This is a genomic window from uncultured Amnibacterium sp. (genome assembly GCF_964250715.1).
Taxonomy (GTDB): Bacteria; Actinomycetota; Actinomycetes; order Actinomycetales; family Microbacteriaceae; genus Amnibacterium.
The window spans coordinates 103,311-122,421 of sequence record NZ_CAXUGX010000001.1 but is presented as its reverse complement, the minus strand read 5'-3'; the positions used below and the strand labels follow the sequence as shown (position 1 = coordinate 122,421).

At 72.6% G+C, this 19,111-nt stretch carries 18 protein-coding genes; 11 read left to right on the top strand and 7 right to left on the bottom strand.

Annotated features, from left to right (window positions below):
• Positions 1-108 precede the first annotated feature (108 nt).
• Genes ACFE7H_RS00565 through ACFE7H_RS00555 form a run of 3 tightly spaced genes read left to right on the top strand, consistent with a single transcriptional unit; the run spans position 109 to position 3,362 of the window.
• Entirely contained in the window at positions 109-1,125 is a 1,017-nt protein-coding gene (locus ACFE7H_RS00565; RefSeq protein ID WP_375399246.1) for a sugar phosphate isomerase/epimerase family protein, read from the top strand.
• Positions 1,122-2,837: a dihydroxyacetone kinase family protein gene (locus tag ACFE7H_RS00560; RefSeq protein ID WP_375399245.1), complete on the top strand. Its 1,716-nt coding sequence runs from the start codon at positions 1,122-1,124 to the stop codon at positions 2,835-2,837. Before ACFE7H_RS00565 ends, ACFE7H_RS00560 begins: the two co-directional genes overlap by 4 nt.
• 57 nt (positions 2,838-2,894) lie before the next feature.
• The gene (locus tag ACFE7H_RS00555) at positions 2,895-3,362 is read left to right on the top strand and encodes a ribose-5-phosphate isomerase (protein ID WP_375399244.1); all 468 of its coding nucleotides are present in this window, start codon (positions 2,895-2,897) and stop codon (positions 3,360-3,362) included.
• A gap of 16 nt (positions 3,363-3,378) precedes the next feature.
• Here ACFE7H_RS00555 and ACFE7H_RS00550 read toward each other — a convergent pair whose 3' ends face one another.
• Positions 3,379-5,163, bottom strand: a complete 1,785-nt coding sequence (locus tag ACFE7H_RS00550) for an ABC-F family ATP-binding cassette domain-containing protein (protein ID WP_375399243.1) — start codon at positions 5,161-5,163, stop codon at positions 3,379-3,381.
• 129 nt (positions 5,164-5,292) lie between these two features.
• On the opposite strand from ACFE7H_RS00550, the gene ACFE7H_RS00545 reads away from it, so the two are divergent.
• Genes ACFE7H_RS00545 through ACFE7H_RS00525 form a run of 5 tightly spaced genes read left to right on the top strand, consistent with a single transcriptional unit; the run spans position 5,293 to position 9,376 of the window.
• The gene (locus ACFE7H_RS00545) at positions 5,293-6,126 is read left to right on the top strand and encodes an MTAP family purine nucleoside phosphorylase (protein ID WP_375399242.1); all 834 of its coding nucleotides are present in this window, start codon (positions 5,293-5,295) and stop codon (positions 6,124-6,126) included.
• A 40-nt stretch (positions 6,127-6,166) separates the two neighbouring features.
• Positions 6,167-7,234 (top strand): NAD-dependent epimerase/dehydratase family protein, encoded by a 1,068-nt coding sequence (locus ACFE7H_RS00540; protein WP_375399241.1) that lies wholly within the window; start codon positions 6,167-6,169, stop codon positions 7,232-7,234.
• Positions 7,231-7,944, top strand: a complete 714-nt coding sequence (locus ACFE7H_RS00535) for a glycosyltransferase family 2 protein (protein ID WP_375399240.1) — start codon at positions 7,231-7,233, stop codon at positions 7,942-7,944. The genes ACFE7H_RS00540 and ACFE7H_RS00535 overlap by 4 nt, the downstream gene beginning before the upstream one ends.
• Positions 7,941-8,642 (top strand): DUF2064 domain-containing protein, encoded by a 702-nt coding sequence (locus ACFE7H_RS00530; protein WP_375399239.1) that lies wholly within the window; start codon positions 7,941-7,943, stop codon positions 8,640-8,642. The genes ACFE7H_RS00535 and ACFE7H_RS00530 overlap by 4 nt, the downstream gene beginning before the upstream one ends.
• Positions 8,639-9,376: a class I SAM-dependent methyltransferase gene (locus ACFE7H_RS00525; RefSeq protein ID WP_375399238.1), complete on the top strand. Its 738-nt coding sequence runs from the start codon at positions 8,639-8,641 to the stop codon at positions 9,374-9,376. Before ACFE7H_RS00530 ends, ACFE7H_RS00525 begins: the two co-directional genes overlap by 4 nt.
• Before the next feature lie 214 nt (positions 9,377-9,590).
• On the opposite strand, the gene ACFE7H_RS00520 is transcribed toward ACFE7H_RS00525, so the two are convergent.
• From ACFE7H_RS00520 to ACFE7H_RS00505, 4 genes are all read right to left on the bottom strand, one after another.
• Positions 9,591-10,340 (bottom strand): hypothetical protein, encoded by a 750-nt coding sequence (locus tag ACFE7H_RS00520; protein ID WP_375399237.1) that lies wholly within the window; start codon positions 10,338-10,340, stop codon positions 9,591-9,593.
• Entirely contained in the window at positions 10,337-10,843 is a 507-nt protein-coding gene (locus ACFE7H_RS00515) for a sigma-70 family RNA polymerase sigma factor (protein WP_375399236.1), read from the bottom strand. The genes ACFE7H_RS00520 and ACFE7H_RS00515 overlap by 4 nt, the downstream gene beginning before the upstream one ends.
• Positions 10,844-11,100: 257 nt before the next feature.
• Positions 11,101-11,823 carry a hypothetical protein gene (locus ACFE7H_RS00510; RefSeq protein WP_375399235.1) on the bottom strand — a complete coding sequence of 241 codons (723 nt, stop codon included), beginning with the start codon at positions 11,821-11,823 and terminating at the stop codon, positions 11,101-11,103.
• Positions 11,820-13,064 (bottom strand): molybdopterin-dependent oxidoreductase, encoded by a 1,245-nt coding sequence (locus ACFE7H_RS00505; RefSeq protein WP_375399234.1) that lies wholly within the window; start codon positions 13,062-13,064, stop codon positions 11,820-11,822. The genes ACFE7H_RS00510 and ACFE7H_RS00505 overlap by 4 nt, the downstream gene beginning before the upstream one ends.
• A 136-nt stretch (positions 13,065-13,200) precedes the next feature.
• Between ACFE7H_RS00505 and ACFE7H_RS00500 the strand changes: the two genes are divergently transcribed.
• The 3 genes from ACFE7H_RS00500 (at position 13,201) to ACFE7H_RS00490 (ending at position 17,171) form a co-directional block, all read left to right on the top strand.
• Complete coding sequence (locus tag ACFE7H_RS00500; protein WP_375399233.1) at positions 13,201-14,673, top strand: glycosyltransferase 87 family protein; 1,473 nt, start codon at positions 13,201-13,203, stop codon at positions 14,671-14,673.
• A gap of 132 nt (positions 14,674-14,805) precedes the next feature.
• Positions 14,806-15,519, top strand: a complete 714-nt coding sequence (locus ACFE7H_RS00495; RefSeq protein WP_375399232.1) for a hypothetical protein — start codon at positions 14,806-14,808, stop codon at positions 15,517-15,519.
• Positions 15,520-15,770: 251 nt separating this feature from the next.
• Positions 15,771-17,171: a DUF222 domain-containing protein gene (locus ACFE7H_RS00490; protein ID WP_375399231.1), complete on the top strand. Its 1,401-nt coding sequence runs from the start codon at positions 15,771-15,773 to the stop codon at positions 17,169-17,171.
• Positions 17,172-17,290: 119 nt separating this feature from the next.
• Here ACFE7H_RS00490 and ACFE7H_RS00485 read toward each other — a convergent pair whose 3' ends face one another.
• On the bottom strand, positions 17,291-18,217 hold the full coding sequence (locus ACFE7H_RS00485) for a 4-(cytidine 5'-diphospho)-2-C-methyl-D-erythritol kinase (RefSeq protein ID WP_375399230.1): 927 nt from the start codon (positions 18,215-18,217) through the stop codon (positions 17,291-17,293).
• A gap of 9 nt (positions 18,218-18,226) precedes the next feature.
• Positions 18,227-19,108 (bottom strand): 16S rRNA (adenine(1518)-N(6)/adenine(1519)-N(6))-dimethyltransferase RsmA, encoded by an 882-nt coding sequence (rsmA, locus tag ACFE7H_RS00480; protein WP_375399229.1) that lies wholly within the window; start codon positions 19,106-19,108, stop codon positions 18,227-18,229.
• Positions 19,109-19,111: the final 3 nt, after the last annotated feature.

Genomic DNA, 19,111 nt, shown 5'->3' with positions numbered 1-19,111 from the left:
ATCCGGCCCTCAATTCTCGATTTCTCCTGAATTCCTCGGCCGGTGAACGCGGGATGGACGCGTTCTAGGATCGGATCGCTCGCACCCGACGGGACGAAGGAGTCCGATTTGTCACCCGCGCCGCTCGATCCCTCCGCCGTATCGACCCCCCTGACGCGCGAGAACTGGCCGATCGCCGGGGCGATGCTGCAATTTCCGGCGGTGCACCCCGACGGCAGCCGCGTGCAGGACGACTCCGGGCAGGCGTGGGCCGCGACCTTCGCCGAGCTGGCCGACGTCGGCTTCGACCGCGTCGAGGTCAACGACAACTGGCTGCGGATCGGCGACCTGACCGGCGAGCGCGTGGACGAGCTGGCCGAGGCCGGCCGGGCAGCGAACCTGGCGCCCGGCTCGGTCGCCATCGTCCGCTCCAGCGTCACGGACCCCGAGCACGGCGAGCAGAACCTGGCGTACTCGCACCGCACCCTCGACTCCGCCGCCCGCCTCGGGGCCGGCATCGTCTCCATCGGCTTCCACCAGGCACTCACCCCGGCCCAGAAGCAGGCGATGTGGTTCTGGCTGGAGCCCGGGGCGCGCGACGATCCCGACGACGCTACGCACTTCGCCCTGGTCGTGCGCCGCGTGCAGGAGCTGGGCCGGCACGCCGCCGACCTCGGCCTGCAGCTGACCCTGGAGATGTACGAGGACACCTACCTCGGCACCGCCGAGAGCGCCGTGCGGATGGTCACGGAGGTCGGCCTGCCGAACGTGGGCCTGAACCCCGACGTCGGCAACCTGATCCGGCTGCACCGGCCGCTCGTGGACTGGGCCGCGACCTATGCCGCGGTGCTGCCGCACGCCAACTACTGGCACATCAAGAACTACTCCCGCGACGAGGATCCGGCGACCGGCGCCGTGTTCTCCACACCTGCGCCGCTGGAACTGGGCCTGATCGACTACCGCCGCGTCGTGCGCCAGGCGGTCGCGCTGGGCTTCACCGGGACGTTCGTGTGCGAGCACTACGGCGGCGACGGCATCGGCGTCAGCGCCATGAACCGCGAGTATCTGCGCCGCATCCTGCCGGCCACCGCTCCGTCGACCGCGCCCGCGACCCCTCCCGCCGAGACCGGGCACCAGACGCCGTGACCACGCTGCAGCACGACGCGACCACGTTCGCCGACCGCGCCCTGACCGGCCTGCTCGCGGCGAACCCCGCGCTGCGCCGCGTGGACGGCGGCGTGGTTCGCCGCGGCGACGAGCCGCAGGGTCGGGTGGCCGTGGTGATCGGCGGAGGGTCGGGGCACTACCCCGCGTTCGCCGGCCTGGTCGGCCCGGGGCTCGCGACCGGCGCCGCGTACGGCAACGTGTTCGCCTCCCCCTCCGGCGGCCAGGTGTACCGCGTCGCGAAGGCGGCCGAGCACGGCGGCGGTGTGCTGCTGACCTTCGGCAACTACGCCGGCGACGTGCTGAACTTCGGCCAGGCCGCGGAGCGGCTGCGCGCCGGAGGGATCGACGTGCGCGTCGTCGAGGTGACCGACGACATCGCAAGCGGCGGCGCGGACGAGGTCGCGAAGCGCCGCGGCATCGCGGGTGCCCTGGTCGTCTACAAGGTCGCCGGAGCGGCCGCCGCGGCGGGGCAGCATCTGGACGGCGTGGAGGCCGTCGCACGCCGGGCCAACGCGAACACCTTCTCGTTCGGCGTCGCGTTCGCCGGCTGCACCCTGCCCGGCGCCGACGAACCGCTCTTCACGGTCGATCCCGGCACCATGTCGGTGGGCCTCGGCATCCACGGCGAGCCGGGCATCGAGGAGTTGCCCCTGCCGTCGCCGGAGCAGCTCGCCGACCTGCTGACCGAGCGGCTGCTGGCGCAGCGGCCCGACGGCTCCCCCGATCGCGCCGTCGTGCTGCTGAACGGCCTCGGCACCTTCAAGTACGAGGAGCTGTTCGTGCTGTACGGCCTGGTTGCCGAGCGGCTGGGCGACGCCGGTGTGCAGATCGTGCAGCCCGAGGTGGGCGAGACGACGACGAGCCTCGACATGTCCGGGGTCTCGCTGACCCTCAGCTGGCTCGACGACGAGTTGCTGGAGCTGTGGGCGGCGCCGGCCTCCAGCCCGGCGTACACCAAGGTTCCGGCGACGGCCGAGGCCGCCGCGACCGCCGACCGCGACGAAGCGCAGGCGCAGCAGGACGACCTCGCCGACGAGGACACCCGGCACGCCGCGGAGGCGACGGCGGTGCTCGCCGGCCTGCAGGACGTGGCGGAGTTGATCATCGCCGCCTCCGACGAGCTGGGCCGATTGGACGCGATCGCCGGCGACGGCGACCACGGCATCGGGATGTCCCGCGGAGTCACGGCTGCGGTCGAGTCGGCAGAGTACGCCGCGGAGCGCGGCGCCGGTATCGGACCGCTGCTGGCGGAGGCGGGCGACGGTTGGTCGGAGCACGCCGGCGGCACCTCCGGAGCGATCTGGGGCGTGCTGCTGACGAGCGCCGGCGCGAGCCTGGCCGGCGAGAAGCAGGTGGGCTCGACCGAGGCGAGCGCGCGGGCGACCGCGGCCGCACTCGAGGCCGTGCAGCGGCTCGGTAAGGCGCAGGTCGGCGACAAGACCCTGATCGACGCCTTCGCGCCGCTGGTGGACGCGCTGCAGCACGCCGCCGATCAGAACGCCTCACTGGCGGACGCCTGGGCGGCCGCCGCGGACGCCGCCGAGTCCGCCGCGCAGGCCACCGCCGACCTGAAGCCCAAGCTCGGTCGCGCCCGGCCGCTCGCGGAGAAGAGCATCGGTCACCCCGATCCCGGGGCGGTCTCGTTCGCGCGCATCGCCGCGCGGATCGCCGAGCGCATCCGGAACGGCTAGTAAGCGCGCAGAATCGTGAGACGACCACCGACCACACGACCACACGAAGGAGAGACCATGGCTGAGCAGTGGCGAATCGTCGTCGGCAGCGACGACGCCGGATACGACTACAAGACCATCCTGAAGGCCGACCTGCAGCAGGACGACCGCGTCTCCGAGGTCACCGATGTCGGCGTGACCGCCGACGGGCACACCGACTACCCGCACGTGGCCGTCGAGGCGGCGCGCATGGTGGCGGACGGCCGCGCAGATCGCGCCCTGCTGGTGTGCGGCACCGGCCTGGGCGTCGCCATCTCCTCGAACAAGGTGGCGGGCATCCGCGCCGTCACGGCGCACGACAGCTACTCCGTGGAGCGCGCGGTGCTCAGCAACGACGCCCAGGTGCTGTGCTTCGGGCAACGGGTGGTGGGCATCGAGCTGGCCCGCCGGCTGGCGAAGGAGTGGCTGAACTACCGCTTCGACCCCACCTCGGCCTCCGCGCAGAAGGTGGACGCGATCTGCTCCTACGAGCCGGTCACCGCATAGCGCGACAGGCGGGTGGTCAGCCGGCCTGTTCCAGGCGCTCCGCGGCCGCGAGCCAGGCGGCTTCCAGGGCGGCCTGCTCCGCTTCGCGGGTGCGCAGGCGGGCGGCGATCGTTTCCAGGCCCGGGTAGTCGGCCTGGTCGTGGGACGCAAGGGCGTCGTGCTCGGCCCGGATGCCGTCGGCCGCGCGGGCGAGGCGCCGGTCGAGCGACGCCACCTCCTTCTCCAGCATGCGCCGCTCCGCTCCGCCCAGCCGGGACGCCGCGGTGGCCGACGCCACCGCGCTCTGGCCCGACTCGCCCGCGACAGCGTCTGATAGCCGCAGGTACTCGTCCACGCCGCCGGGCAGGTGCCGGAACCGGCCGCCGACCACCGCGTACTGCTGGTCGGTGACGCGCTCGATCAGGTACCGGTCGTGCGAGACGACGATCAGGGTGCCCGGCCAGGAGTCGAGCACGTCCTCCATCGCCGTCAGCATGTCGGTGTCCAGGTCGTTCGTCGGCTCGTCCAGGATCAGCACGTTCGGCTCGTCCAGCAGGATCAGCAGGAACTGCAGGCGCCGCCGCCACCCGCCGGACAGCTCGCCGACACGGCTGGACAACTGGGCGCTCGGGAAGCCGAGCCGCTCGAGCAGTTGCGACGGGCTCAACTCGGTGGTGCCGACCCGGTAGGCGGTGCGCATCGTGGCCAGCACGTCGCGGACGCGCTCGTCCTCCATGCCGGCCAACTCCTCCAACTGCTGCGTCAGCCGGCGGATGTGCACGGTCTTGCCGTGCTTCACCCGACCGGCGGAGGGCTGCAGCGCTCCGTCGATCAGGGCGAGCAGCGTGGACTTGCCGGCGCCGTTGCGGCCGAGGATCCCGGTGCGCTCGCCCGGCGCGATGCGCCACTCCACGTGCTGGAGCACGGGCGCGTCGCCGTAGCCGGCGGAGGCGTCGAGCAGGTCGACCACGTCCTTGCCCAGGCGGGCGGTCGCCATCCGCTGCAATTGCACGCCGTCGCGCGGATCGGGCTCGTTGCCGATCAGCTCGCTGGCGGCATCCAAGCGGAACTTCGGCTTGGACGTGCGCGCGGGAGCGCCGCGGCGCAGCCACGCCAGCTCCTTGCGCAGCAGGTTCTGGCGCCGCGACTCCATCGCGTTCGCCTGCCGATCGCGCTCCAGCCGCTGCAGCACATACGCGGCGTACCCGCCCTCGAACGCGTCGACGGTGCGGTCGTGCACCTCCCACATCGCGGTGCAGACCGCATCCAGGAACCACCGGTCGTGGCTGACGACGACGAGCGCCCCCTGCCCCGTGGCCCAGCGGGCCTGCAGGTGCGCCGCCAGCCAGCGCACGCCCTCCAGGTCCAAATGGTTGGTGGGCTCGTCCAGCATCAGCACGTCCCAGTCGCCGACCAGCAGCGCGGCGAGCGCGACCCGTCGGCGCTGGCCGCCGGAGAGGTCGTCCAGCGGGGTGAGGGGGTCCAGCCCGTCGAGCAGCCCGGTCATCACATCCCGGATGCGGCGGTCGCCCGCCCACTCGTGCTCGGCCCGCGCGCCCACGACGGCCGCGAGCACGGTCTCGCCCGAGACCGCGTCGCGCTGGTCGAGCATCCCGATGGTCACGCCGCCCCGCCGGGTGACCCGGCCGTCGTCCGGCGCGATCGTGCCGCCGAGGATGCCGAAGAGCGTCGACTTGCCCTCGCCGTTGCGGCCGACTACGCCGATGCGGTCGCCCGTCTCGATACCCAGGCTCAATTCGTCGAGCACGACCCGGGTCGGATACTCCAGGCGGATGCGCTCCGCGCCGACCAGGTGTGCCACGAGAACCCAAGGGTAGGCGGCGCCGGCGGGTGCCCTGCAGTCGCCCGGGTGATCCGCACCGAACACCTGGGAGAATCAGGTCGGGACGACGCCGGCCGAGCGCCTGCTGACGCCGAGGGGGTGAGCCGTGTGACCGCTGGATCGGACGCACCGGCGACGATCGGCGTGATCGGTGGGTCGGGCCTCTACTCGCTGTTCGAGGACGCCGCGCAGAGCGACATCGCCACGCCTTACGGGCCCACCTCATCGCCGATCACGGTCGGCACGCTGGGCGGCCGCCGCGTCGCATTCCTCACCCGGCACGGCTCCGGCCACACCCTGCCGCCGCACCGCATCCCCTACCGCGCCAACATCTGGGCGCTGGCGTCGCTCGGCGTGCGGGCACTGGTCACGTCCTCAGCCGTCGGCGGGCTGCGTGCAGACGTGGCTCCCGGCACCTTCGTGGTGACCGATCAGCTGGTGGACCGCACGACCGGGCGCGACAGCACCTTCTTCGACGAGGGCCGCGTGGAGCACCTGGCGGCTGCCGACCCCTTCGATCCCGCACTGCGCGCGCTGGCGGTTGACGCCCTCGGGCAGCAGGCGGTGCCCCTGTTCGACCACGGCACCGCCGTCGTCATCCAGGGTCCCCGCTTCTCGACCCGGGCGGAGTCGCGGTGGTACGCGGCGATGGGCGGCGACACGATCAACATGACCCTGGCCCCGGAGGTACCGCTCGCCCTGGAACTGGGCATCGGCACCGTGAACCTGTCCTTCGTCACGGACAGCGACGCCGCCGTCGAGCGCGGCCACGCGGATGCGGTTTCCGGCGAGCTGGTGCTGCGGCGGCTCGCCGACGCCCAGCCGGTCATCCGGACGGCCATCGCCGCGGTGGTGGCGGGGGTCCCAGACGACTTCGAGCCTCGCACGGGCATCGCCGACGACGCCGTGCAGCAGGTGCTCACGCGCCCGGTCGTGCCGTGATCCGGGTTGTTACGATCCGGGTCGCGCTGAGCGTCCTGCGATGAGCGGGCTGCTGCTGGTCACCGGCGGGGCCGGCTTCATCGGTGGCGAGGTCGCCCGCGCGGCGGTCTCGGCCGGCTGGGCGGTGCGGATCCTCGACTCCCTGCGTTCGGACGTGCACGGCGAAGCGATACATGCAGCGAACGGCATGGACGTGCGGATCGGCGATGTGGCCGACCCCGCAGCGGTCGCCGCGGCCCTCGACGGCGTCACCGCGGTCTGCCACCAGGCCGCGAAGGTGGGGCTGGGCGTCGACTTCCGCGACGCTCCGGACTACGTGCGGTCCAACGACCTGGGCACCGCGGTGCTGCTGGCGGGCATGACCGAGCGCGGCATCGACCGCCTGGTGCTCGCCTCGTCGATGGTCGTCTACGGCGAGGGCGCGTATTCGAGCGGCGGCATGCCGGTGCGCGTGCCGCCCCGGGCCGTCACCGACCTGGACGCCGGCCGGTTCGAGCCGCTCGACCCGGTCAGCGGAGCGCCGCTCGACCCCGAACTCGTGGACGAGGACGCGCCGATGGACCCCCGCAACGTCTACGCGGCGACGAAACTGCAACAGGAGCATCTGGCGTCGGCATGGGCCCGCGCGACCGGCGGCCGGGTGGCGGCGCTGCGGTACCACAACGTCTACGGCCCCGGCATGCCGCAGAACACCCCGTACGCCGGGGTGGCCAGCCTGTTCCGCTCGCAGTTGCAGCGGGGCGAGGCGCCCACGGTGCTCGAGGACGGGCGACAGCGCCGCGACTTCGTCCACGTGCGCGACGTCGCCGCCGCGAACGTGGCGGCACTGGCGTGGACGGCCGAGCGACCGGCCGGCACGGTGCGGCCGTTCAATGTCGGCAGCGGCGCGGTGCACACGATCGGGGACCTGGCGGCCGCCCTCAGCCGGACGCGCGGCGGGCCGGAGCCCGTGGTCACCGGCGGCTACCGGCTGGGCGACGTGCGGCACATCACCGCCTCCTCCGCCCGCCTGCGCCGCGAACTGGACGTGCCGGATCCGGTTCCGTTCGAGCAGGGCGTCGCCGAGTTCGCGACAGCACCGCTGCGTCCGGCGGTCTCGGACGCATGACCGAGGAATCCATCGCGGTCGACCTGGTGCTGCCGTGCCTGGACGAGGCGGGCGCGCTGCCCTGGGTGCTCGGCCGGCTGCCGGGGGGGGTGCGGGCGATCGTCGTCGACAACGGGTCGACGGACGGCTCCGCGGCGATCGCGGCGGACCTCGGTGCCCTGGTCGTGACGGAGGAGCGGCGCGGCTTCGGCGCCGCAGTGCACGCCGGGATCACCGCGGCGACCGCTCCGCTCGTCGCCGTTTGCGACGCGGACGCCTCCCTGGATCCCGCCGATCTGCCCGCGCTGATCCGGCTGGTGGAGGACGGCACCGCGGATCTGGTGCTGGGCCGCCGCCTACCCGCCTCCCGCGGCGCCTGGCCCCTGCATGCCCGGCTGGCGAACCGCGCCCTCGCCGCCCGCGTACACCGGGCCACCGGCCTGCGTATCCACGACCTGGGGCCGATGCGGGTCGCGCGGCGCCAGGATCTGCTGGACCTGGGCCTGACGGATCGGCGCAGCGGCTACCCGCTGGAGATGCTGCTGGCGGCGGCCGCTCGGGGCTGGCGCGTCCGCGAGATCGGCGTGCCGTACCGGCCGCGCGTGGGCCGGTCGAAGGTCACCGGCACGCTGCGGGGCACGCTGACCGCCATCCGCGATATGCGGGTCGCGCTTGCGGCTCACGCCGGCGACCAGGCGCAAACGCCGTCCGCGCCGAACCAATCTGCGTGAGCACTCTTGTCGTCATCGCGAAGGAGTGCCTGCCCGGAGCCGTGAAGACGCGCCTGACCCCGCCGCTCAGCCCGGCCGGCGCGGCCCGCGTCGCCGCGGCGAGTCTGGAAGCCACCCTGCGTACCGCGCGTGCCGTCCGCGCCGACCGGCATGTGCTCTTTCTGCAGGGGGCGCCTCCGGCGGCGGCGGCGGACTTTGATGTGCTGCAGCAGCCGGCCGGCACGCTCGACGTTCGGCTGGCGGCCCTGTTCGACGCGATGACGGACCGGACACTGCTGATCGGGATGGACACGCCGCAGCTCGAGCGGGATGTGCTGCAGTCCGTGCTGGACGACGACTCCGGCGCCGACGCCTGGTTCGGTCCGGCCACCGACGGCGGGTTCTGGGCCCTGGGCATGGATCGACCGCGCGGCGACCTGATCCGGGGCGTCGGCATGTCGCTCGCAGCAACCGGAGCGGAGCAGCGGGCGCGGCTGACCACAGCGGGGCTGCGGGTGCGCGACCTGCCGGTGGTCACGGATGTAGACACCATCGACTCCGCCCGTCAGGTGGCGGCGCTGCTGCCGGGTTCCGCATTCACCGCGGCGCTGCATGCCGAACTCCTGCGGCCCGAGCTGCTGCGGACCGGACTCCTGCGGCCCGAACTGCTGGACGCCGAACTGCCGCGGGTCGAGCGCCTGCAGCCGGTCGCATCGTGAGCGCGGTGCCCCCGATGCCGGCGCGGTCGCACGTGGCCCTCGCCTCTGTCCTCGCACGCGAGCGGCCGGCGTCTGCAACGCCCACCTTCGGCGCCGGCGGCGAGGAACCCTGGACCGCCGCGCTCAGCGGAGCGGGCCGGGCCCTCTACCTGGTCGCCGAGCACGAGGCTCCCTCGACGGACCACGCGCTGGCCTTCGACCGCTGGTCCGCCGCCGCGGATTCCACCGACCGCCGCACCCTCGACGGACTCGAAGGGCCGGTGCTCGACATCGGCTGCGGACCCGGCCGCATGGTGCGCGCGGCCCTGGACGCGGGCCTGAACGCGATGGGCATCGACGTCGCCCACGCGGCGGTCGAGGTCTGTGTCAGCGCCGGCCTGCCCGTGCTGCGTCGCTCCGTCTTCGATCGGCTGCCGCGCGAGGGCCGCTGGGGTGCGGTGCTGCTGCTCGACGGCAACATCGGCATCGGCGGCGCGGTCGCGGCGCTGCTGACCCGCTGCTCCGACCTGCTGCGCCCCGGCGGCATGCTGGTGGCGGAGACGCACCCGACTCCCGCGCACGACCGCACGTTCCTCGGCACGCTGGTCGACGCGACCGGCGGCCGCAGCGACTCCTTCCCCTGGACCGAACTGGGGGCCGACCCGTTGGCGGCACTGGCGACGACGGCCGGGTTCGACGTCGATGCGACCTGGCAGGTGGGCGAGCGCACCTTCAGCCGCTTCCGCCGCCGCTGACGCTCCCCCGCCCGCCCGTCCCCACCCACCTGTCCGTCCCGTCACTCCCGTCCATCCGTCCGTCCCGTCAGCAGGACCAGGTCCCGATCGCAGGCTGGTGGTCGACCACGAACCTGCTGTCGGGACCCTGTCCTGCTGTCCTGCTCCCGCGTCGCCTCGGAGGACTTCGACACCCCACAGCTTTAGGGCGACCGGACGCCGCTGCTGGACCCGCTCAGGGCGTGACCGGGCGCTCCGCCACGACGCTGGGGGCGCCCGGCGACTCGAGGGACCAGGTGACCTTCGTCTCGCCCCGCGCGTCCGCCGGAATGGTGACCCGCATCGCGAAGGTCACGCTCGCACCCGCGGCGAGTGACCCGACGGAGGCGCAGTTCAGGCGGAACCGGGAGCCGGCGGGCCGGTTGGCGGCGCTCTGCGGCGCGCCGAGGACGATCTGGGTGTAGCTGGGACAGGGCGTCAGCGCGATCGCCGTGCCGGTCGAGTTCGTCAGTCGCACGGTATAGTCCGTCGTCACGCCGGCGTGCAGGGTGGCCGGCAGTTCGATGGCGGCGGTCAGGGCGCTGAGCGGGCCACTGCCCTTCGGAGTGAAAGTCGGTGCTGCGGAAGTCGAGGATCGCGCCGGCAGCGCCGCAAGCGGGGCCCACGGCACGACCGTCTGCGAGGCGTTCCCTGCCGCAGCGGCACCTGTCGCCGGAGCCGCCGGACCACGGTCCGAGACGGGTGCCGGGCGACTGAGCGCCACGGCTCCGAAGACGATCGCGAGCGTCGCCACCGCAGCGATCGGCACCGGCAACCAGGTCCGCCACGAGCGTCGCGTGCTGCGGTCGCGCTGCACGTACGGCTCGTCCAGCCAGCGGCCGTCGTCCCGAAGCCGCCGTAGCCGCTCCACGTTCTGCCGGTCCTCGGCGTGCATGCCATCGTGGGCATGTATCTGGCCCTCGGTGGTCCGATCCTGATGGTTCATCGCTCGGCTCCTTCGGTCTGTTCGCGTGCCAGCGCCTCGCGACGCAGCCGCCGCAGCGCGCGGGCGGCCTGGCTGCGCACGGTGCTCGTGGTGCAGTGCAGCAGGCGCGCGATCGTGCGGTCGTCGAAGTCGGCGTAGTAGCGCAGCACCAGCACCGCGCGCTGCTGACCCGGCACGGACGCGAGCCGCTCGAAGAACGCGCGATCCTCCTCGTAGCGCAGCAGGCGGGCATCGAACACCGCCGTGTCGGGCACGTCCTGCACCGCCACCTCCCGCCGGCCCGCGATCACGTCCAGCGCCTTGCGCACCACCGCCTTCCGCGCATAGGCAGCCGCCGTGCCGGGGCGCACCCTCGGCCAGGCTCGGCGAAGCGCGATCATCGCCTCCTGCACGGCGTCCTCGCCGTCGAAGCGGTTGCCGGTCAGCAGCGTGGCCAGGCGCACGAGGCGTGGGCCCTGCGCTACGACGAAGCGCGCGAAGTCCGCGTCCGCCGTCTCGGGCATCCGGGTCCTCTCCGCGCACAGCACTCCGACACTGCTCATAGTCCTAGTACGGCGCGAAGCGCCGAAAATGCTGCACGGCGGCGCGAAGCGCCGAAATGCTGCACGGCGGTGCGAAGCGCTGAAAGTGCTGCACGGCGGCGCGGAGGCCGAAAGTGGTGCAGGGCGGCGCGGCGGATGACCCTTCCCAGTGACGCAGATCCTGCACAACTACGGAGACTCCGAGCGACACGCCGCGTTCGGCGCCGGATTCTCCGTCGTCAGGTAGGCAGTTCCGTAGTTGGGATGGAACTCCGTAGTCGGGGATGGGCGCCGCGGTGTCGGGCCGCGGGGCCGGAACCGCGGGGTCCGCGGTGGGCGGGCGAGCGCCGGTCGAGCACCCGCAGCACGATCACACTCACGATCCCGGCGAGTATCGCGAGCACGACCCACATGACCACCAGGTTCAGCGTGTAGTCCAGCGGCACCACGGAGGGATTGCGCGGGCCCAGCGCCTTCGCCTTGATCTCGGGCAGCACCATCAGGGTCAGCACCACTCCGACGACGACCGCCACCTGGACGACCGCGAGCACGGCCGCCGGGACGCGCCGGCCGACGAGGCGCAGCAGGAAGTTGGCGCCGAACGCGAGCGGCGACAGGACCCCGTCATGCAGCACGATCGCGGCCGCCAGCCAGATCGCGACGTTCAGCGCTCCCTGCGGCGGCACGGTCTGCGTCAGCACGTACGCCGACCACGCCAGTCCCAGTACCCCGATGCCGATGAGGACGCCGCGCACCGCCTGCGTGGTTCGGGCGACCGGTCGCGCCGCCTGCACCGCGCCCAGCCCCTTCCGCGCCGACCCATCCGGCCCCTCCTGCACCGTCGGATCCACGTCGAAAACGGCCCGCGGCCGCCGTCGGACCTGCGCCACCACGACGGCGAGCACGGCTCCGGCCAGCACGAGCAGCAGGCGCAGCACCTGGGCGGGGACGGAGCGGTTCATCGCGCCTCCAGCGATCGCAGCCACTTGGTCTGCAGCACCCCGGGCCGGGCCGGCGCGATCAGCCGCGCGGGATACCCGTGGTCGATGTCGAGGATCTGGCCGTTCAGCTCCAGCGCCACCAGGGTGAGCGGATCCCGCACGAACGCGGGCTGCAGCATCGAGACGCTGTACGCGCCCTTCTGGATGCTGCGCACCACGAACTCCCGCCCGGAGCCGCCGACCAGCGACGCGAGGTGCGAGAACCGAACCCCGCGCCAGTCGGCGTTCGTGCTCCACCCCTCCACGCACGAGATCGGCAGGGTGACGCTGGTCTGCGGCATGCCCCGCAGCTCATCCAGCGTGAATCGGAGAGTGCCGGAGGGCCCGCGCACCGACAGCCGCCAGTCCGGGGAGCGTGCCGCGTCGATCACTCCGGCCGACCTCGCGGTCTTGTTCACCGGCAGCGACTGCGGCCCGTAGCGCTGCTTGCGCGGCGCGAAGACGTTCACGGCGTCGAGCGCCGGCACCGTCTGCCCCGCCGTCAGCACCACTGCGGCTGCCGTCGTGACGCCGACCGCGCCGAGCACCGTGCGGCGACTCACCTTCGGCGACGGCTTCGGCGGGGTGTCGATCAGCCGCATCAGCAGTCCGGTCACGCCGCGCGGCCGTTCGTCGGCCGGCACCGGCCGCGCCGACTCCCCCTCGCCGTCGCCCACCGGCAGCAGCTCGCCCTGCGCGTCGACGCTCGCCTGCTTCGTCCACCACCGCTGGATGACCGGCAGCTTCACCGCGATGTGGATGGCGAGGGAGGCGATGATCACGTACGAGAGCGCGTAGTGCACCTGCCGGAACCCGAAGTGCCACGGGTACCACTGGTAGGTGTTCACCAGGCCGATCGCCAGCTGCACCAGCGACGACGAGACGAACAGGGCGATCGAGGCGCGCTCCAGCAGCGATCCGATCGTCTTCACCGGCGGCCACTTGAACAGCAGCGGAAAGATCGTGTAGAGCTTGCCGAGCAGCAGCGGGATGCAGGCGATCCCGGTCGTCACGTGCAGGCCCTGGCTCACCCGGTAGATCCACACGGGCCGCGTCAAGAACGCCTCGCCGGGCAGCGGGTTCTGGATCAGGTGGCTGTACAGGCCGGTCGCGAAGCAGGTGAGGAACGCGACGCCCAGCAGCCGGCCGATCACCACGGCCGTGCGCGGATGCCGGGCGGGGCTCGCCAGCGAGAGGCGCGCGGTGCCGAGCAGGCGCCTCACGGCGTCATCCCCGGGTGCCCATGTCCGCCACGGCATATGTTCTCGCCGTGGCGCACACTCCCACCATGCCGCACCGGCGGGTCAGGGAGTCGGAGCGGCACAAGGGGTATTCGGAGCGGCACGGCAGGATGAGGCGGTGCGACCGGCGCCTCAGACGCCAGCGGCCGCGGTCGCCGTCGCCCGGCGAGCCTCGGGGCCGGTGGTCGCCGCCGTCGCCGCGGTCCTCGCGGGACTGACGGCGCTCACGGCGTTCATCGTCGCGGCGCTCCCCTATCAGCATGCGGGCCGGGCGACGACGTACCTGCTGCTGCTCGGCGCGTGCTGGGTGCTGTTCGGCGTCGCGGTCGTGCTGCTGCGCCGGGTGCCCCTGCGCGCCGTGCCCGCGCTGGTGCTGATCGGCACCGCAGCGATCGGCGGGGCTGCGATCGCCGGACCGCCCGACACGACCACCGACTCCGCCCGCTACGCCTGGGACGGCATCGTGCAGAAAGCCGGAATCTCGCCCTACGCCTACGTCCCCGCGGATGTGCACCTGGCCCGGCTGCGACCGGAGTGGCTCTTCCCTGCGCCGGTGATCACGGCCGCCGGCCCCGTCTGCCCCGGGGATCCGGCCGGCTCGATCGGTGAGGCCCATCCGACTCAGCAGATCGGCGCCCCCGGCACGATCTGCACCGTCATCAACCGGCCGCAGGTGCCCACCATCTATCCGCCGGCGGCCGAGATCGTGTACGCCGCGGTCCGCGCGATCGTCCCGGTCTCCGCGCAGTACTGGCCGATGCAGGCGCTCGGCCTGCTCGTGATGCTGGCCACGACCGCGGTGCTGCTGGCCGCGCTGCGCCGCCGCGGCCGGGACCCGCGACTGGCAGCCCTGTGGGGCTGGTGCCCGCTGGTGGCTGCGGAGGGAGTGACCAATTCGCACATCGACCTGCTGGGTGCAGCCCTCGCGCTCGGGGCGAGCCTGCTCGTCGCGCGCGGCGCCGGGCGCGGTGCACGCCTGCTCGCGGCGCGCGGCACCGCTGTACTCGGCGGCGTCCTGCTCGGCCTCGCCGTGGCGGTCAAGCTCACCCCGCTGCTGGTCGCTCCGCCGATCCTGAAGCGATCGCCCCTGCGGGTGGGCCTCGCCGCCCTGCTCACCGTCGCTCTGCTCTATGTGCCGTACGTGCTCGCGAGCGGTTCGCGCGTGCTGGGGTACCTGCCGGGGTACCTGAACGAGGAGGGCTACGACTCCGGAACCAGGTCCGCCGTGCTGGCGGCCGTGCTGCCGCCGCCGCTCGTGACGCCCGCCGCGGCGCTGCTGCTGGCAGCGGTCGTCGTGGTTGCGACGATCCGCGCGCAGCGGGGCGATCCGTTCGTCGCGCAGCTCGTGATCGTCGGGGCGGCGCTGCTGCTCGCGAGTCCCCGATACGGCTGGTACGGCCTGTTGCTCGTGCCCTTCATCGCGATGACCGGCCGATGGGAGTGGTTCGCCGTCGCGCTCGTGCTGACCCTGATTCAGCTGACGGGGCCGTCGATCGCGGTTCCGCTCTGGCTCGTCGGGGCCGGAGTGATCTGCCTGGTCGGAGCACTATTCCGCCACCGGAGCACGCTGTCCGCCCGCTCCCGTTCCTGAGTCTTGTCGATCAGACCCAAGCGATTCGGGGGCCCTCACCGAACACCTGCCAACTGCGGATCGGCCGGAACTCACACGACGGTCGCCCGCTTCCGCACCGGAAGCCCGGTCGACCGAAAGAAGACACAGCACATGCGCACCATCACCAAGAGCGTTCTTGCGTTCGCCTCCGCCGGCCTGCTGGTCGGCTCGCTGGCCGCCTGCTCCGAGCCGGCGTCCTCGTCCCCGTCCTCCTCGGCCGCGGCAGCATCGTCCGCCGCTCCCTCGTCCTCCGCTCCGGCGCCGGACGCCACGCCCACGCCGGTGGCCGACCTCCCGAGCCTGACCGGCGTGCACACCCAGGTCACGCTCGACGCCGGCTTCCTGAAGGCGCTCACCACCCTGAAGCTCACGCCCGGCGTGGTCGGCACGGCGACGCTCTCGAAGGCAGGTGTGCTGACGTTCCCGATCACGGGCGGCAACATCAAGTACTTCGACCCGACCAAGGCCTACCGTCCGTTCGTCCAGGGCGAGGTCGACCACGACGGCTCCGGCATCTCCCTGACCGCCGGCGGCAAGAAGGTCGAACTGACCAACTTCGTCATCGACCCGGGCAACAATTCGCACCTCTCCGGTGACGTGTCGCTGAACGGCAAGTCGGTCGTCAAGGGCGCCACGCTGTTCACGCTGGACGGCAACACCGTGAAGCCGCTGTCGAAGGACAGCGACGGCAACGGCGTGCTCGAGGGCACCCGCGTGCTGGTCTCCCCGGACGCTGCAGCCCTGCTGAACAAGACGTTCGGCACGACCGCGGTCACCGACACCCTGCTGGTCGGCGTGGCGAAGATCACCATCAAGCTCAGCTGACCCAGGTCCACTGAACACAGCACCACAGCACGACGGAGGCCCGTCCCGCACTCGCGGGGCGGGCCTTCCTCGTCTGCGCTGCGCGCTCGCTCGCGCGGTACCTGTGCCAGGTTTCGGAGGGCTGTGGAGAAGTCGTCGCGGACGTGGCCTGTGGAGGAGTCGACGCGCCGGGATGCGAGGCGAAGTTCCGCTGGTCCGGAGTGCTTCTTCGTCCCGCAGGGAGTGTCGGTGGTGGGTGGTTGAGTGCAGGTATGCAGTCAGCAGCTACCACCCGCGAAGCGCTCGACGGCGCGTTCGCCGCGGTGCTCGCTGCACCCGTGCTGTCTCGGACTGCGACGGATGCGGAGGTGCTTGCTGCGGTGGAGGGGTGGGAGGCGATCGGTCGGGTCGTCGATGCCCGCCGGGTCCGTGCCGCCGCGGAGGTGGAGTGGCGGTCCCGGGTGCAGTTGAGCCCGAATGGTCTCGCCGAGCAGTACGACGCCCGCGATGGCGCGGACCTGGTCTCCACGGTCGCCCGGATCGGGACGAAGGAAGCCAAACGCCGCATCGGCGTCGGCACCGCGCTGCTGCCCCGCCTCGGCCTGACCGGGGATGAGCTGCCCGGCCGGTACCCGGTGATGACCGCCGCCGTGAACGCCGGCGAGGTCGGGATCGAAGCAGCCCGCCTGGTGGTGGAGACCTTGAACTCCGTGCGGAAGCGGACCACGGTCGAGAACCTCGAGATCGCCGAAGCCCAACTGAGCGAAGCCGCCGGGATCCTGACCCCGGACCTGCTGTCAGTACAGACCGCAACATGGGCGGAGTACTTGGATCCCGATGGGACCGAACCCGCCGACGAAGCACGACGGCAGAAGCGTGCGTTCCGGCTCGGACGCCTCGGGATCGACGGGTTGACGTCGTTCGCCGGACGCGCCACCCCCGAGGTCGCCGCCCTCCTCCGGGAAGCACTCCAAGCACACCGGCGTGGTGTGCAGATGACCTACCAGCCACCCGGCGGCGAGGACGCCGAGGATCTGGAATCCACCTGGCGCGAAACCGACGGCGACCAACACACCACGACGCAGTACGACTTCGACACCTTCGCCGCGATCGTCACCGCCGGAGTCCAGGCGGAGAATGACGGGACGGTCGGGAGTAAGGCGATTCATGAGGTCGTCGTGCATGTCACCGCCACCGAGTTGGAGCAGCGCACCGGGGGTGGCTGGCCGACCGGGATCCTCGCGCGTCTCCCCGTCCCCACCGTCGAGCGGATCGCGTGCGACGGACGGGCACGACTCCTGGTCACCGGGGAGCAGGGCGAGCCCCTCTACCTGGGGCTCTCGAATCGCCTGTTCACTCCTGCACAGAAGAAGACGCTCGCCGCACGGGACGGCGGCTGCGCCTGGCCCGGCTGCGCCGCACCGGTCGCTTGGACCGACGCGCACCACATCGCCTGGTGGCACCGCGACCACGGACCCACCGACATCGACAACGGGGTACTGCTCTGCAGCCACCACCACCACCTCATCCACAACACCGGCCGGCACGAGATCCGACTCCACGCGAAGCAGCCACACCTGGTACCGAAAGGCTGGAAGGGACCACCACTGCCCCGACACCGCATGCAACGACACCCCATCAACCCCAAGCGCGAGGCGTCGAAGCGGATGTAGACCGGGATGAAGACAGAGCCCCTCATCCGCCGAGTGGGCGCGGGCGCGCAAGCCGATTCGCCGAGGCCGACTCGCTCACGCCGACCCGATCCGGCGAGGCGATCAGGCGGAGGTGATCATCAAGCTGAGGCGATCAGGCGCGCGCCCGGGGCCGGGCCCGTCGCCCGCAGCACGGTGTGCCGCGCGGCAGAGAGGGCGATCTGCAGCGAGAGGGCGTTGTCCAGGTCCGCGGCCAGGAAGGCGATGGAGGGGCCGGAGCCGGACACGATGCCGGCGAGCGCCCCGTTGCGTTCACCGAGTTCGAGCACGGCGGCCAGCTCGGGGCGCATGTGCAGCGCCGCGGCCTGCAGATCGTTGTGCAGCGCCTCCGCCAGCATGCGCGGTTCGCCGGCGCGCAGCGCCTGCAGCACATCCGGGTCGACCGTCGGCGGCGAGGTGGGGCACAGCTCCGCGTGACGCTCACGGTGCGCGTCGAGCTCCGCGTACACCTCGGGCGTGCTCATCCCCCGCTCGGCGGTGGCGATCACCCACTGGAACGTGCCCTTCGCGAGCGCCGGGCTCAGCTTGTCGCCGCGGCCCGTACCGATCGCGGTGCCGCCGGTCAACGCGAACGGCACGTCGGCCCCCAGCTCCGCGCCGAGCGACAGCAACTCCTCGCGGCCGAGCCCGATCCCCCACAGCGCGTCCAGAGCGACCAGCGTGGCAGCCGCATCGGCCGAGCCTCCGCCCATGCCGCCCGCGATCGGCACCCGCTTCACCACCTGCATGCGGGCGCCGCCGCGGAAACCGGTGCGGGCCTGCAGCAGGTGCGCGGCCCGCAGCACGATGTTGCGGCGGTCCACCGGCAGGGAGGCGGAGGCGATCGGCCCGGAGAATGCGACGGAGAGGTCGTCGGCCTGCTCGGCGTGCAGCTCCTCGAACAACGCGACGGCCTGATACGCGGTGGCGACGTCGTGGTAGCCGTCGGCCTGCACCTGGCCGACGCGCATGCAGACGTTCACCTTGCCCGGTGCCCTGACATGCACCGACCTCGCTGCAGCGCCCACGGCTACACGTTACGGGGTGCCGTTGGCCGACTCCCGAGCCCCTCTGAGCAGGGCACGACCGAGCGCGGTGAAGGCGCCGACGTCCAGCCGCTCGCCACGATCGCCGGCATCGAGGCCGGCTGCCGAGAGCAGCGCAGCGGCGGCTGCCGGACCTCCGGTCACGCTCGCGAGCGACTGCCGCAGCGTCTTGCGCCGCTGCTGAAAGGCGGCGTCGACCAGCCGGAAGACCGCCCCCCGCAGCCGATCGTCGCCCGGCGGCGCGTGCCGCTCGAAGCGCACCAGCACGGAGTCGACGTTCGGCACCGGCCAGAACACCGAGCGTCCCACCGTGCCGGCCAGGGCGAAGCGCCCGTACCAGGCGGCCTTGACGCTCGGAGCGCCGTAGATCTTGGAGCCGGGCGACGCGGCCAGCCGCTCCCCCACCTCCGCCTGCACCATGACCACGCCGCTTGCAAGCGAGGGCACATCCGCGAGCAGCCGCAGCACGATCGGTACGGCCACGTTGTAGGGCAGGTTGGCGACCAGGCGAGTGACGCCGGCGGGCACCGGCTCCGTCATCGCGTCGCCGGACAGCACGGTCAGGCGTGCCCCACCGTCGACTCCAGCGGCGTCCGCGACGGTCGCGGGCAGCAGCGCCGCGAGCCGTTCGTCCAGCTCGATCGCGACGACGGAGGCGCCGGCCGCGAGCAGCCCGAGGGTCAACGAGCCGAGTCCCGGCCCGACCTCCAGCACGATGTCCGCGGGTGCGACGCCGGCGAGCCGGACGATGCGCCGCACGGTGTTGCCGTCGTGCACGAAGTTCTGCCCGAGGCGCTTCGCGGGAGTGAGCCCCAGCCCGGCGGCGAGGCGCCGGACGTCCGCGGGCGTCAGCAGCCGGGGCTCGACGGTCATCGG